Source organism: Eikenella sp. HMSC061C02, from assembly GCF_001809035.1.
Taxonomy (GTDB): Bacteria; Pseudomonadota; Gammaproteobacteria; order Burkholderiales; family Neisseriaceae; genus Eikenella; species Eikenella corrodens.
Map to the genome: position 1 here is coordinate 54,781 of NZ_KV795540.1, position 14,664 is coordinate 69,444.

16 protein-coding genes are annotated in these 14,664 nt (G+C 58.8%); 15 read left to right on the forward strand and 1 reads right to left on the reverse strand.

Annotated elements, in window-relative coordinates; genetic code table 11:
- Nucleotides 1-48: 48 nt before the first annotated feature.
- Nucleotides 49-1,752 carry an exodeoxyribonuclease V subunit alpha gene (gene recD / locus HMPREF2541_RS03725; protein ID WP_064088030.1) on the reverse strand — a complete coding sequence of 568 codons (1,704 nt, stop codon included), beginning with the start codon at nucleotides 1,750-1,752 and terminating at the stop codon, nucleotides 49-51.
- A gap of 411 nt (nucleotides 1,753-2,163) precedes the next feature.
- Here recD and leuC point away from each other — a divergent pair, with 411 nt between their 5' ends.
- The 15 genes from leuC (at nucleotide 2,164) to mutL (ending at nucleotide 14,618) form a co-directional block, all read left to right on the forward strand.
- Nucleotides 2,164-3,573 carry a 3-isopropylmalate dehydratase large subunit gene (gene leuC / locus HMPREF2541_RS03730; protein WP_064087931.1) on the forward strand — a complete coding sequence of 470 codons (1,410 nt, stop codon included), beginning with the start codon at nucleotides 2,164-2,166 and terminating at the stop codon, nucleotides 3,571-3,573.
- A 144-nt stretch (nucleotides 3,574-3,717) separates the two neighbouring features.
- The gene (locus HMPREF2541_RS03735; RefSeq protein ID WP_003823163.1) at nucleotides 3,718-4,125 is read left to right on the forward strand and encodes a hypothetical protein; all 408 of its coding nucleotides are present in this window, start codon (nucleotides 3,718-3,720) and stop codon (nucleotides 4,123-4,125) included.
- A gap of 54 nt (nucleotides 4,126-4,179) precedes the next feature.
- Nucleotides 4,180-4,821 carry a hypothetical protein gene (locus HMPREF2541_RS03740; RefSeq protein ID WP_064087932.1) on the forward strand — a complete coding sequence of 214 codons (642 nt, stop codon included), beginning with the start codon at nucleotides 4,180-4,182 and terminating at the stop codon, nucleotides 4,819-4,821.
- 151 nt (nucleotides 4,822-4,972) lie between these two features.
- Entirely contained in the window at nucleotides 4,973-5,161 is a 189-nt protein-coding gene (locus HMPREF2541_RS03745) for a hypothetical protein (RefSeq protein WP_023886792.1), read from the forward strand.
- Nucleotides 5,162-5,264: 103 nt separating this feature from the next.
- Complete coding sequence (leuD, locus tag HMPREF2541_RS03750) at nucleotides 5,265-5,906, forward strand: 3-isopropylmalate dehydratase small subunit (protein WP_064087933.1); 642 nt, start codon at nucleotides 5,265-5,267, stop codon at nucleotides 5,904-5,906.
- Nucleotides 5,907-5,994: 88 nt separating this feature from the next.
- Nucleotides 5,995-6,324: a hypothetical protein gene (locus HMPREF2541_RS03755; RefSeq protein WP_064087934.1), complete on the forward strand. Its 330-nt coding sequence runs from the start codon at nucleotides 5,995-5,997 to the stop codon at nucleotides 6,322-6,324.
- A 64-nt stretch (nucleotides 6,325-6,388) separates the two neighbouring features.
- Nucleotides 6,389-6,751, forward strand: a complete 363-nt coding sequence (locus HMPREF2541_RS03760; RefSeq protein ID WP_064087935.1) for a TIGR02328 family protein — start codon at nucleotides 6,389-6,391, stop codon at nucleotides 6,749-6,751.
- Between the two features lie 131 nt (nucleotides 6,752-6,882).
- Entirely contained in the window at nucleotides 6,883-7,554 is a 672-nt protein-coding gene (locus tag HMPREF2541_RS03765; protein WP_064087936.1) for a DUF2625 domain-containing protein, read from the forward strand.
- A 33-nt stretch (nucleotides 7,555-7,587) separates the two neighbouring features.
- Nucleotides 7,588-8,055, forward strand: a complete 468-nt coding sequence (locus HMPREF2541_RS03770) for a NanQ anomerase/TabA/YiaL family protein (protein WP_064087937.1) — start codon at nucleotides 7,588-7,590, stop codon at nucleotides 8,053-8,055.
- Between the two features lie 128 nt (nucleotides 8,056-8,183).
- A complete protein-coding gene (locus HMPREF2541_RS03775) occupies nucleotides 8,184-9,026 on the forward strand; it encodes a DUF1444 family protein (RefSeq protein ID WP_064087938.1) in 843 nt (280 codons plus the stop codon).
- 38 nt (nucleotides 9,027-9,064) lie between these two features.
- The gene (locus tag HMPREF2541_RS03780) at nucleotides 9,065-9,910 is read left to right on the forward strand and encodes a DUF1444 domain-containing protein (RefSeq protein WP_064087939.1); all 846 of its coding nucleotides are present in this window, start codon (nucleotides 9,065-9,067) and stop codon (nucleotides 9,908-9,910) included.
- 76 nt (nucleotides 9,911-9,986) lie between these two features.
- Nucleotides 9,987-11,057, forward strand: a complete 1,071-nt coding sequence (leuB, locus tag HMPREF2541_RS03785; RefSeq protein ID WP_070541774.1) for a 3-isopropylmalate dehydrogenase — start codon at nucleotides 9,987-9,989, stop codon at nucleotides 11,055-11,057.
- Nucleotides 11,058-11,139: 82 nt separating this feature from the next.
- Nucleotides 11,140-11,481 carry a zinc ribbon domain-containing protein YjdM gene (locus HMPREF2541_RS03790; RefSeq protein WP_070541777.1) on the forward strand — a complete coding sequence of 114 codons (342 nt, stop codon included), beginning with the start codon at nucleotides 11,140-11,142 and terminating at the stop codon, nucleotides 11,479-11,481.
- A 96-nt stretch (nucleotides 11,482-11,577) separates the two neighbouring features.
- Nucleotides 11,578-12,681 (forward strand): chorismate synthase, encoded by a 1,104-nt coding sequence (gene aroC / locus HMPREF2541_RS03795; protein WP_070541780.1) that lies wholly within the window; start codon nucleotides 11,578-11,580, stop codon nucleotides 12,679-12,681.
- 56 nt (nucleotides 12,682-12,737) lie between these two features.
- The gene (gene mutL, locus HMPREF2541_RS03800; RefSeq protein WP_070541783.1) at nucleotides 12,738-14,618 is read left to right on the forward strand and encodes a DNA mismatch repair endonuclease MutL; all 1,881 of its coding nucleotides are present in this window, start codon (nucleotides 12,738-12,740) and stop codon (nucleotides 14,616-14,618) included.
- Nucleotides 14,619-14,664 lie beyond the last annotated feature (46 nt).

Consider the following 14,664-nt stretch of genomic DNA (forward strand, 5'->3'; position numbering starts at 1 on the left):
AAAGGCTACCTGAAACTTTCAGGTAGCCTTTTTCTTGCTAACTCTCATTTACTTTAGCGATTGCAATGCCTCGCCCAAACCGGTACGGCGGTGGTTTTTGCGTTGCACGGCGGCAATAAGGGCACTCATCTGGCCGGCGTAGCCGAAGCGGCGGCGGGCGCGGGTGATGGCAGTGTAGAGCAGGCTGCGGTCGAACAGGGCGGAGTCGGCCTCGTCGCCCAAGAGCCACACTTCCTGGTATTCCGAGCCTTGGCTTTTATGTACGGTCATGGCAAAGGCGGTATCGTGCGCGGGCAGCCGGCTGAGCGATACGGCGCGGAAGCCGCCTGCATCGGGGAAAAACGCAGCGAGTCCGTCGCCATGCGGCAGCACGATGCCGATGTCACCATTAAACACGTTCACGGCATAATCGTTTTCCGCCACCATCAGCACCTGCCCGGCAAACCAGCCCTGTTCCGCCGCTCTGCCCTGCGCGACCAGGAGCTTGCGGTATTCGCGGTTGAACTCTGCCGCTTGGCTGCGCCGTGCGGCCAGCACCACCAACTGCTGCTGGGCGGAAAAGCAGGCCGCCGGGTCGCCGCTGTTTACCGCCTGCCAGTAGGCCTCGTACTGTTTGGCAAAGTGCCGCGCCAAGGCGGCGGGGGTTTCAGGTAGCCTGAACAAGTCGTCGGTAAAGCGGGCAAACGCGGCTTCGGCGGCGGCAGCCTCCCCGTTCACCACGGCCTGTGCCAATGCGCCCACGCCGCGCTGCGGATCGAAACGGTGGCTGTATTCCAACCGCGCCACGTTACCGGCCAAGGGCGGCGGGTTATCCCGCACTTCAAACGGCACGCCTTCGGGCAGCCACTCGGCCAACTGGGCAGCTTCTTTAGCCGTGAGCACGGTGGGCTGCGCCAGCACGGGCAATACAGCACCGATGCCCACTGGTGGCAGCTGGTTTTCATCGCCCAACAAAATCAGGCGGCCATGCTCGGGAATGGCGCACAATAATTGGTGCAGCAGCGGCAAATCCAGCATGGAAGCCTCGTCGGCCACCACAATATCAAAAGGCAGCGGCTGCTCACGGTTAAATTTCGAATAGCCGACTGCTGGGTTCAGCTTCAGCAAACGGTGGACAGTTTGTCCTTCCAATACTGTCAAATGCTGCAACACCTGTTCGCTACCCACCTTAAAGCTACTCAACGCACGGTGCAGCGAACGGGTCATGTGGGCGGCAGCCTTGCCGGTGGGGGCGGTGAGCGCGATGCGCGGCATCTCGACCGCATCGGCACACAGCAGCGCCAGCAGCTTAGCCACCGTGGTGGTTTTGCCCGTGCCCGGCCCGCCAGTTACCAGCATCAGCGGCTGCAACACCGCCAGCGCGGCAGCCAGCCGCTGCCCGTTATGCCCGGCATCGGGAAACCAATCGCGCAACCGTTGCCGCAGCCCGGCGTTTTCAGGTAGCCTCACCCGATTATGGGCAATCCGTTGTAATTCGGCGGCCACGCTGCGCTCTAGTGCAAACAGCCTGCCACTAAACAGCCGCCGCCCGCGCAACACCAAAGGCGTGAACGCGCCACCATCGCCCACCACCGGCGCGGCCTGCCGCAACGCCTCCGCCTCTTGCGGCGCGAGCGTGATGTAGCTGTGGCCACCCTCTTGCGCGGCAAACAGTTCGTCCAACAGCGGCAACACTGGCTCGGCGGCCTGCGGTGCCAAACGCTGCAACACTTCGGCAGCAATTTGGGCGGCGGGGTAACGGTATTCGGTCATGGCGGATTCTTTCAGGTAGCCTACTGGTGGCACAGGCGGCAAATGGGTGGTAAAACCAAGCATGAATTATAAGCGTTGGGCACATCCGTTCCAAACTCGGAGTGGCCGGTATAGCGAATCAAAATAAGAAAGCTGCCGTGTTGGCTGGTCTGGAATACTACCTGCGCCGCCTGCAGCCTCGGCCTTATCCCATTATTTTTATCCGCTATCTGGCGTACAGATATTTCCTTTTCATTCAAGGCAATTTGGCTAAAACCACGTTTCAGGTAGCCTCCCACCAATCCAATTAGACAAAACGTACAAACAAATCCAAATATTCTATACCCAAGATAATCTTTACTTTTCTATTCTTGCGTTTTTTAGACATTCTGTGCATAATCCACCTCAAAATCATATCAAGGAACAAATCCAATGAGCGCACAAACCCTCTACGACAAACTCTGGAACAGCCATATTGTCCACGAATCAGAAGACGGCACCGTCCTCCTTTATATCGACCGCCACCTGGTGCACGAAGTGACCAGCCCGCAGGCATTTGAAGGCCTGAAAATGGCCGGCCGCAAGCTGTGGCGCATCGACAGCGTGGTCTCCACTGCCGACCACAACACGCCCACCGACCATTGGGACGAAGGCATCAAAGACCCGATTTCCAAGCTGCAAGTGGACACTTTGGACAAAAACATCAAAGAATTCGGCGCGCTGGCGTATTTCCCGTTTAAAGACAAAGGCCAAGGCATCGTGCACGTGATGGGCCCCGAGCAGGGCGCGACGCTACCCGGCATGACTGTGGTATGCGGCGACTCGCACACCAGCACCCACGGCGCGTTCGGCGCGCTGGCGCACGGCATCGGCACCAGCGAAGTGGAACACACCATGGCCACCCAGTGCATCACCGCCAAAAAGTCCAAATCCATGCTGATTGAAGTTTCAGGCAGCCTGAAACCGGGCGTAACCGCCAAAGACATCGCACTGTATATCATCGGCCAAATCGGCACGGCGGGCGGCACGGGCTATGCCATCGAATTCGGCGGCGAAGCCATCCGCAGCCTGAGTATGGAAGGCCGCATGACCCTGTGCAACATGGCGATTGAAGCCGGCGCGCGCAGCGGCTTGGTGGCCGTGGACGACACCACAATCAACTACATCCAAGGCCGCAAATTCGCCCCCAAAGGCGCGGATTGGGACAAAGCCGTGGCCTACTGGCGCACGCTGGTGTCCGACGACGGTGCGGAATTCGACAAAACGTACAGATTCCGCGCCGAAGATATCGAACCGCAGGTAACGTGGGGCACGTCGCCCGAAATGGTGCTGGGCGTAGACGGCAAAGTGCCGAATCCTGCCGACGAAGCCGACACAGTGAAACGCGCTGGCATGGAGCGCGCCTTGGAATACATGGGCTTGGCCGCCGGCACGCCGCTGAACGAAATCCCCGTGGACGTGGTGTTCATCGGCTCGTGCACCAACAGCCGCATCGAAGATTTGCGCGAAGCCGCCGCCGTGGCCAAAGGCCGCAAAAAGGCCGACAACGTGAACCGCGTGCTGGTCGTGCCCGGCTCCGGCTTGGTGAAAGAGCAGGCGGAAAAAGAAGGCCTGGACAAAATATTCACCGACGCAGGCTTCGAATGGCGCGAACCCGGCTGCTCCATGTGCCTGGCCATGAACGCCGACCGCCTCGCGCCGAAAGAGCGCTGCGCCTCCACGTCCAACCGCAATTTTGAAGGGCGGCAGGGCAACGGCGGCCGCACCCACCTCGTCAGCCCCGCCATGGCGGCAGCGGCGGCGGTGGCCGGGCATTTTGTGGATGTGCGCCAACTGGCTTGATGGCTTTAACTTCGCTCCGCTCCGCCGAAACCTCGTTTTAACTTTGTTGAAGCTGCGCTTTCAGGTAGCCTCTACCTGCCCACAGGCTACCTGAAAAAGTTAAAATACCCCCTTCTCAGGAACCCCAAAAATAGATTGAGCCCCATGAAAACCCTCCTCAAAACCACCCTCCTGCTCGCCGCCCTCTGCCCCGCCCTGGCTGCCGCCGAGCCTATCGCTTCGCCCACACCGGAGCAGTGCCGCACCGTGCTGAGCGAATTTGCCATGTTTGAAGCCTTCATCGCCGCCTGTCCGCGCATTGCCCGCGCCGAAATCGACACGCGCACCCGCCTCAACAACGTTTACGAAGGCTTCGCCCGCTACGGCGAATGCGGCAAACAAATTGAAAGCGAACCGATTGCTTCCATGCTGCGCGAACACCCCGCCATCCGCCTGCTCGGCCAAGACGGCAAACGCCGCCCCAGCAGGGCCGAAGCAGATGCTTTCTGCCGCCGCCACCGCGGCGACCTCACCCGCATCGTGCTCAAATACAACCCCGGCCGCAACCGTTAAACCGCCCGCCCCTGCCGAGGCTACCCGAAAATCCGACTACGAAAGGAAAATAATATGGGATTGGATATGCGCCCGTTAAGCAAACCCAAAGCGGGCAAGGAGCAACGCTTTTATGAGCTATATAGTCTGATACCGTCGGAAAATCTTTCTCCCGACCAACGAGAACAACTGCTGAAAGAATGGTTCGCGCTCGGCATACCCAGCTATGAAACCATCAAGGCACCGCAAGTGGGTAGAGATGCTCAGGCAGACGCTTGGCTGCGCGAACAATATGATGCCGACGATAATCCGGATAAACCGCCGTTTGATGAAGTTTACCAAGATTACCAAGGCTACTATGTAATCGAATTGGCTCCGGAACAAGACAGCGTGCCGGTATATCGCGCCTTTGGTCAAGACGAAAACGTATTCCGCGGCCAATTCCTGGCTGACTGTCAGGAGCTGATCGGCGAAGATTTGCTCAACGAAGCATGGTCGAACCATTTGGCCGAAGAAGCTGTAGATTATGCCCACCGACTGATTGCCGCAGTTACCCCCGCTGCGCAGCAACACGGCTTGGAATATCTAAAAGACCAATACGAACCGCCAGAAGCCGAGCCAGAAAGTTTGGAAAGCCAATTGCACATTGTCTATTCTCTAGCGCGCTGGTTGATTTTTTACGGTAGCCGAGGCCACGGTTATGAAGCCGATTTTTAATCCGGCAGTTGCCCGGCTGCAAAGGCTACCTGAAAAGTAAAATCCGATAAATTCAGGCTAAATCAGCCGTCGGCCTTGCTGTTTTGGCCGATAATAAAGCCACACGAGCTAATCGTGCATCTTTCATTTCTTCACATAAGGAGCTGAAAACATGAAACACCTTCTCATCCTCGCCATTACCGCCATCGGCCTTTCTGCCTGTTCCAGCACTTGGCACGGCGTAAAAGAAGACACTGCCAACAACATCGACAACACCCGCGAAGCCGTACGCAAGGGCAGCAATGCCGTTGGCCGCGGTATTTCCCATGTGGGCGAGAAAATCGAAAACGCCACCGAATAAACCAAGCATCCGGCAGGCCGAGCGCCTGCCGGAATAAAAATAGCCATATAAATATTAAGGTTACATTTTCAGGTAGCCTTTAAGCAAACCACAAAGACCCGCCATGAAAGCCTTTACCCAGCTCACCGCCCTCGTTGCCCCGCTCGACCGCAATAACGTGGACACCGACGCCATCATCCCCAAACAATTCCTCAAATCCATCAAACGCAGCGGCTTCGGCGTAAACTGCTTCGACGAATGGCGTTATCTCGACCACGGCGAGCCGGGCATGGACAACAGCAAGCGCCCGCTCAATCCTGATTTTTCGCTGAATCAGCCGCGCTACCAAGGCGCGCAAATCCTGCTCACGCGCAAAAACTTCGGCTGCGGCTCCTCGCGCGAGCACGCCCCTTGGGCGCTCGACGACTACGGCTTCCGTGCCGTCATCGCCCCCAGCTTTGCCGATATTTTCTTCAACAACTGCTACAAAAACGGCCTGCTGCCCATCGTGCTGACCGAGGAGCAGGTGGAACAACTCTTCCAGGAAACCTATGCCACCGGAGGCTATCGACTCAGCATCGATTTAGAACGGCAAACCGTTACCACCCCCGGCGGCACCGTGTTTAAATTCGACATCACCGAACACCGCAAACACTGCCTGCTCAACGGCCTCGACGAAATCGGCCTCACCCTGCAACACGCCGACCAAATCCGCGCCTTTGAAGCAGAGCGCCGCCAAAGCCAACCCTGGCTGTTTAACAGCTAAACCCAAGGCTACCTGAAAGCAAGTTTCAGCGAAGCTCAAACCTTTTTCAGGTAGCCTTTTATCTTTCCCAGCTCTAATAGAAAACATTATGAAACCCGCACTCCTCCTCACTGCCCTGCTGCCCTTCCTCGCCCTCAGCGCCCAAGCCGAACCCATCAGCAACAAAGACCAAGCCGTAGCCCGCGTGTCTGCCTCCGTTGCCCGCCACCGGCTAACCAGCCTGAAACCGGAATGCCTGCTGTTCATCACCACCGAATCCACCAACAGCTACACTGTGGACGTGCACGAAAAACACGACGCCCGTTGCGGCGGCGATCCACACACCGCCCCCCGCCTGTTCGGCTACGAAGTGGACAAAGCCAGCGGCCGTATGCAAATTGACGACCCCGTGAGCGGCGAAACCCGCCCCATTAACTAAACCATTGCAGGCTACCTGAAATCCGCTCTCCCTTTTTCAGGTAGCCTTTATTTAGGGAATCACCATGCGCCTGTGGCACCAAACCCTTATCCCCCAACTCCCCCGTGCCCAACTGCTCGGCCAACACCGCGAATGCGCCGCCCTGCGCGGCAACGGCTGGGGCAGGCCGCACGCCACCGTAAACTACGTCTTCGCCCACAGCCCCTATCTGCTCTATGCCTATCACGCTCTCATCATGGACGAAATGCAGCAGCGCGGCTACCGGCCTGATCCCGCGTGGCGCGATAAAAACCATCGCGGTAGCACCTGCCCGCCCTATCCCGATTTGGCGGAAGAGCCTGTCGGCAACCCGATTTATGCCGAACACGACGATGATTACCTTGCCGAATGCTTGGCGAATCTGCACAACAAAGGTATAGCCATCTAAACAGCTGCTTAACTCACCCATTTTTAGCTTCGCAGAAACTTTGCTGCGCTTACTTTAGCTTCGCAAAAATCCTGCTCTTGCCCATTTTAGCTTCGCAGAAATTCGCTTCGCTCATTTTCAGGTAGCCTCATATGAAAACCTTAGCCGACCTCATTAATACCGCCGACCCTGCATGGCCGCTGATTCAAGAATGGCTTGCCGAAGCCGCCAATCCGGTGGAAATCCTGCCGCGCGACCCGGCCGCCGCAGAAGCCGAACTGGTGAAAACCCAAGTAAGTACCCGTTCCGTGATGGGTGCGGTGGTGTATGAAACCGGCGGCATTCTCATCGACCAAGGCTGGCTGCGCATCCTGGGCTCGGGCAGCCCCCGCCTGCCGCGCGGCCTCGGCAGCTGGAATCTCGGCCGCACCCAATCCGAACCTGCCGCGCCCGCGCCCTATTATCTGATTGCAGACGATGCCGCCGGCGGCTACTTTGCCCTCAACGGCGGCGGCTTGGACGGCACCCCCGGCAATGTGTTCTACCTGCCGCCCGACACCCTCGAATGGGAAGACTGCGAATTGGGCTACACCGACTTCCTCAACTGGGCATTTAGCGGCGATTTGGCGCTGTTCTACGAAAACGTGCGCTGGGCAGGCTGGCAGGAAGAAGCGGCCGCATTGGGCGGCGACAGCGTTTACCACTTCTTCCCGCCGCTGTGGACGGAGGAAAGTGCAGATATCGAACAAACCAGCCGCCGCGTTGTCCCCATTACCGAACACTACGACGCCACACTGGATATTTTGCGGCAACTTGCCGAATAGGATGCCATTGCACCTTTCAGGTAGCCCTAAACCATGATTACCGACACCATCGCCCATGCATCCCGCTACGCCGCGTTGCACCCCGACTTTGCCGAAGCCTTCCGCCTGCTGCAAAGCCTGGATTTGGCCGCCCTGCCCGACGGCCAAGTGCCGTGCGGCAACCCGAATATCCGCCTCTTCATTCAAACCGAAACCCTGCGCGCACGCGAAGCCGCCCTGCCCGAAGCGCATTTAAACCACATCGATATCCAAGTGCCGTTAAGCGGCAGGGAAACCTATGGCTGGATAGACCGCAGCCGCCTGCAACACGGCCAAGGCTATAACGAAGAGCGCGACATCGAATTTTTCCGCTGCACGCCGGAAACGTGGTTTGATTTGGAAATAGGCGAATTTGCCCTCTTCTTCCCCAACGACGGCCACGCCCCGCTTGTGGGCAATCCAGGGCAAACCATCCGCAAGGCTGTGTTTAAAATCCGAAGCGCAGATTGCCGCATTGAGTAAGTTTTTCAGGTAGCCTTTATTGCTTCCGCTATCAACCACCATAATAAAATCAAATAACGCGCATCCCATTTTCAGGTAGCCTTCAGGCCGCCCGGATAAGCATTTCATCACAATAAAGGAATCGGAAAATGTCTTTCTTCAGCAGACTCTTCGGCCGCGAGCCGAAAACAATGGATTGGCGGCAGTTTATCCAACACTTTGCCGAGCACATCCGCCGCGATTGTGCCGTGGATGCGCAAATCGAATGGGGCAAGAGCCTTGAAGACACCGTGTTGCAGGTGGGCGAAGGCAGGCTCTATCTGGGCAACCACTACGCCCGCTATCTGCAAGCCCCGGCCGATTTAGATGCCATCCTCGCCGCCAACACCGCTGTGGTGCGGCAAATGATGGCCGAGCGGCCGCAAGCCCGTGCCGAGCAGGTATTCCCTGTGATTAAAAACGGCCTCTGGCTCGAACACCTGCGGCAGGCTACCCAAGTAGCCGGCACCGAACCCGAAGAGTCCGTTATCTACCGCCCGATTGCCGGCGATTTGGTGCTGCTCTACATGCTCGACACCAGCGAAGCCATGCGCTCCCTCAGCCGCGAAGACGCCGTCGCCGCCGGCCTGGCCGACGATGCCGCCCTACACCACACCGCCCTCGCCAACCTGCGCCAATATATGCAGGGCAAAATACAGATTGAGCACGTAGAAGAAAGCAGCCTTACTCAAATCCTGCTCGACAGCGACTACGATGCCTCCCTCATCCTGCTCTTAGACGAAATCCTGCCGAGCGACCCAGTGCTGCCCGCCAACCCCGTGCTGGCTATCCCTGCGCGCAACGTGCTGATTTTATGCAACCCTTCCGACGAGCGCGCCATCGCCACCCTAAAGGTTGCCGCCGCACAGATTGCCGAAGAAGGCCCCTACACCATCTCCACCCTGCTCTACCAATACCACAACGGCGAAATCAGCCTGTTCCAGCCCCATTAAGGTTTTCAGGTAGCCTCTAATTTCAAAAGGAATAAAAAATGCCATTTTCAAACAACCTGCCCAACCAGCCGGAATTATTAAACTGGCAGCAATTTGCCGAACTCTTTGCCGAGCAAACCCGGCGTGATTGCGGCGCAGAAGTCTCCATAGAATGGGGAGAGGACTTGGAAAACACCACTCTGCTGGTAGAAATCGGCAATGGCCGCCACAGCCTCTATTTGGGCAACCAATATGCCCTTTATTGCCAAGAGCCTGCCGATTTGGAAGCAATCTTGGCCCACAACAGCCAAATAATGCGCCAAACCATGATGCTGAATGACGCGGCCTTACACCGTGACAACATCATGCCCGTTATCAAATCTACCGCATGGCTGGACGAGATGGCACAATCCATGCGCAGCAACGGCGACAATCCCGATGAAATACTGATATACGAGCCGCTGGCCGAGAATTTATTGCTGGCTTATGTGTTTAAAAACGAAACATTCAGCATCAGCCTCGACCGCCTGCTCCTCGCCCAAGCCGGCATTAGCGAAGCCGAATTGCAGCAAACCGCGTTAGACAACCTGAGCCGATACAGCAAAGGCCAAATCCAAATCGCCTCCGATCCGCAATCCGGGCTAAACCAAATCCTATTCGACGGCACTTACGATGCCTCGCTCATCCTGCTATTGGGCGGCGTTCTGGCCAAACACTTGCCCGACAACCCCGTGTTTGCCTTGCCCACCCGAGATGCGCTTTTCGCATGCAGCCCCGACAACCCGGCCACCTTAGACAAACTGCAGCAGTTAGCCGCCGAAATCTATGCAGATTCCCCCTATGCGATTTCCCCGTATCTTTACCAATACCACAACGGCGAAATCAGCCTGTTTCAGCCCCATTAAGGTTTTCAGGTAGCCTCTATTCGAAGTAAGGCTACCTGAAAAATAGTTATCCACCTTCTATAAAGGACTTACCCTCATGACCAAAAAACTAGCCATCCTCAAAGGCGACGGCATCGGCCCCGAAATCGTGCGCGAAGCCGTGCGCGTGCTCGATAAATTGATTGAACAAGGCCTGGACGTATCCTACGAATACGCCCCTTTGGGCGGCGAAGCCTACGACCAATTCGGCAGCCCCTATCCCGAGTTCACGCAAAACCTGTGCCGCGCCGCCGATGCCGTGCTGCTCGGCGCAGTCGGTTCGCCCCAATACGACCAGCTCGACCGCCCGCTGCGCCCCGAGCGCGGCCTCTTGGCCATCCGCAAAGATTTGAACCTGTTTGCCAACCTGCGCCCCGCCATTTTGTATAAAGAGCTGGCCAACGCCTCCACGCTCAAACCCGAAATCGTGGCAGGCCTCGACATCCTCATCGTGCGCGAACTGACCGGCGACATCTACTTCGGCGAGCCGCGCGGCATCCGCACGCTGGAAAACGGCGAGCGCGAAGGCTTCAACACCATGCGCTACAGCGAAAGCGAAATCCGCCGCATCGCCCACGTCGCCTTCCGCGCCGCGCAGAAACGCAGCAAAAAAGTCTGCTCCGTCGGCAAAGCCAACGTATTGGAAACCACCGAGCTGTGGCGCGAAATCTTTGAAGAAATCGGCAAACAATACCCCGACGTCGAACTCTCCCACATGTATGTGGACAACGCCGCCATGCAGCTCGTGCGCGCACCCAAGCAGTTCGACGTGATTGCCACCGGCAACATCTTCGGCGACATCCTTTCCGACGAAGCCTCCATGCTCACCGGCTCCATCGGCATGCTGCCCTCCGCCTCCTTGGACGAAAACGGCAAAGGCCTATACGAACCCTCGCACGGCTCCGCGCCCGATATCGCCGGGCAAAACAAAGCCAACCCGCTGGCCACCATCCTTTCGCTGGCCATGCTGCTGCGCTACAGCCTGAACGACGAAGCGCGCGCGCAACAAGTCGAAAACGCCGTGCAGAAAGTGCTGGAACAGGGGCTGCGCACCGGCGATATTTATGAAGAAGGCACGAAGCTCGTGTCTTGCAGCGGCATGGGCGATGCCGTGCTGGCCGCGTTATAATCCGCCGCCTCATCAGGCTATCTGAAAACCGTTGCCAGCTTTCAGGTAGTCTCCCAATCATTTCAAACGATAAGGAAAACGAATGACTACCCTACCGCCCTGCCCGCAATGCCAATCCGAATACACCTATGAAGACGGCGCCAACCTCATTTGCCCGGAATGCGCCCACGAATGGTCGGCCCAGGCCGATGCCGCTGCCGAGGCAGACGACGCCCTCAGCGCAGTTGATGCCTACGGCACACCGCTGGCCAACGGCGACAGCGTGGTGCTGCTCAAAGACCTGAAAGTGAAAGGCAGCTCGCTGGTGCTCAAACAAGGCACCAAAGTGAAAAACATCCGCCTGCAGGAAGGCGACCACGACATCGCCTGCAAAGTAAACGGCACCGCGCTCAACCTCAAATCCGAATTTGTGAAAAAGGCTTAGGCTGCGGAATAGCCGAAGGCTACCTGAAAAATCATTTTCAGGTAGCCTTTGTGCTAAACTCGCCCGCATCTTCCCAATCTTCTTGTTTCAACCATCATGCCCGGCAACTCCTTCGGACAACTCTTCCGCATCACCACCTTCGGCGAAAGTCACGGCGTAGGCATCGGCTGCATCATCGACGGCTGCCCGCCCGGCCTGCCGCTTGCCGAAGCCGATATCCAGCCCGACCTCGACCGCCGTCGCCCCGGCACCAGCCGCCACGTTACCCAGCGGCGCGAAGCCGACCAAGTGGAAATCCTCTCCGGCGTGTTTGAAGGGCGCACCACCGGCACGCCCATCGCCCTCTTCATCCGCAACACCGACCAACGCAGCCGCGACTATGGCAACATTGCCCAACAATTCCGCCCCGGCCATGCCGACTACACCTATTGGCACAAATACGGCATCCGCGACTATCGCGGCGGCGGCAGAAGCTCCGCCCGCGAAACCGCCGCCCGCGTGGCCGCCGGTGCCGTGGCCAAAAAATGGCTGCGCGAGCAGTTCGGCACCGAAATCGTCTGCTGGGTGAGCCAGGTGGGCGAACTCGAAATCGCATTTGAAGGCGAAGAATTTATCGGCCAAAACCCCTTCTTTGCCGCCAACCAAAGCCAAATTGCCGATTTGGAAGCCTATATGGATTCCGTGCGCAAATCGCTCGACTCCGTGGGCGCAAAGCTGCATATTGAAGCGCGACACGTCCCCGTCGGCCTCGGCGAACCCGTGTTTGACCGGCTGGACGCCGACATCGCCCACGCCCTGATGGGCATCAACGCCGTGAAAGCCGTATCCGTCGGAGACGGCTTCGACGTGGTGCGCCAACGTGGCAGCCAACACGGCGACGAGCTCACGCCGCAAGGCTTCGCCAGCAACCATGCCGGCGGCATCCTCGGCGGCATTTCCACCGGCCAAACCATACGCGCCGACTTCGCCGTGAAGCCCACCAGTTCCATCGCCACGCCGCGCCGCAGCATCGACATCCACGGCCAGCCCGTTATGCTCGAAACCCACGGCCGCCACGACCCCTGCGTCGGCCTGCGTGCCGCCCCCATCGCCGAAGCCATGCTCGCCCTCGTGCTCGCCGACCACTCCCTGCGCCACCGCGCCCAAAATGCCGATGTGCGCGTGATCACGCCCGATATCGCCAAACTGCAAAACGGTTGAAGGCTACCTGAAAAATAAACCCAGCCTTTTCAGGTAGCCCAACCCCGAGACCCATCATGCCCCGTATCCATGCCCTGCCCGACCACCTCGTGAACCAAATCGCCGCCGGCGAAGTGGTGGAACGCCCCGCTGCCGCGCTCAAAGAAATCATCGAAAACAGTATTGATGCCGGCGCCACCCGCATCCAGGTTGAGCTGGCCGGCGGCGGCATCCGCCTCATCCGCGTGGCCGATAACGGCAGCGGCATCCACGCCGACGACCTCCCGCTCGCCCTCTCCCGCCACGCCACCAGCAAAATCGCCTCGCTGCAAGATTTGGAACACGTGCGCAGCATGGGTTTTCGCGGCGAAGGGCTGGCCAGCATCGCCTCCGTGTCCCGCCTCACCCTCACCAGCCGCCAGGAAGGCAGCACTGCCGCCCGCCAAGTGCGCGCCCGCGACGGGCAAATCGAGCCTGCCGCCGCGGCCGCCCATCCCGTAGGCACCAGCGTGGAAGTGGCCGACCTCTTCTTCAACACCCCCGCCCGGCGCAAATTCCTCAAATCCGAAAACACCGAATACGCCCACTGCGCCACCATGTTCGACCGCCTCGCCCTAGCCAACCCGCACATTGCCTTCGAGCTTGTTCACAACGGCAAAACCACCGCCAAATACCCCGCCCAAAGCCAAAATGAGCGCATCACCGCCGTGCTGGGCGCGGATTTTCAGGCCGCCTCTCTACCCATCGACAGCGGCAACGGCATCCTCCGTTTGCACGGCCTCATTGCCAAACCCACCTTCGCCCAAGGCCGCAGCAGCCAGCAATACTGTTTTGTAAACAACCGCTTCGTGCGCGACAAAGTGATGCTGCACGCCGCCAAACAGGCCTACCGCGACGTGCTGCACCAGCAAATCACCCCCGCCTTCGTGCTGTTTCTCGAACTGCCGCCCGAAATGGTGGACGTAAACGTGCACCCCACCAAAACCGAAATCCGCTTCCGCGACAGCCAAGCCGTACACCAGCTCGTGTTCCACACCCTGAACAAAACGCTGGCCGATACCCGCGCCGACCAAACCGACAGCGTGAGCAACGCCGGCAGTCTGCTACAACACATCCACAGCCAAAGGCTACCTGAAAGCGGGCAAGGCGAGTTTTCAGGTAGCCCCAGCGCCCGCCCCCCCGTTGCTTATAGCCCCGCCCGCGCCCCGCAGCAGCAACGCCTCACCCTGCAAGAAAGCCGCGCCGCCTGGCAAACCTATGCCGAGCTCTACAAACACAGCGGCAGCGAAGACCCCGAACTTGCCGCCCTCGAGCAAAGCCGCTTCGCCCCCGGCGCAGAAGCCGCCCGGCTACCTGAAACCCATGCCGAAGAACATCCGCTCGGCTTCGCCATCGCCCAGCTGCTCGGCATTTATATCCTCGCTCAAGCCGAAAACAGCCTACTCTTAATCGATATGCACGCTGCCGCCGAGCGCGTGAACTACGAAAAAATGAAAGCCCAGCGCCAAAGCCACGGCAGCCTGCACAGCCAGCAGCTGCTCATTCCCGTGAGTTTCGAAGCCGGCCACGAAGAAATGGCCGCCCTGGCCGAATACGCCGATTTGCTGCGCCAATACGGCCTCGACTGCTCCGCCGTGGGCAGCCACACCATCGCCGTACGCGCCGTGCCGCAGATGCTGAGCAAAGCCGATATTCCCGAGCTCGCCCGCAGCATGTTGCAAGAAGCCGCCCACACCGGCAGCATCCGCACTGTGGAAGAGCGCGAAAACCGCATCCTCAGCACCATGGCCTGCCACGGCTCCGTGCGCGCCGGCCGCCGCCTCACCCTGCCCGAAATGAACGCCCTGCTGCGCGATATGGAAAACACCCCCCGCAGCAACCAATGCAACCACGGCCGCCCCACCTGGGTAAAACTCACCCTCGCCGACCTCGACTCCCTGTTCCTGCGCGGGCAATAAACAGTCTGCCCGTGCGGCAGACTAAAAGGCTACCTGAAAACAGGAT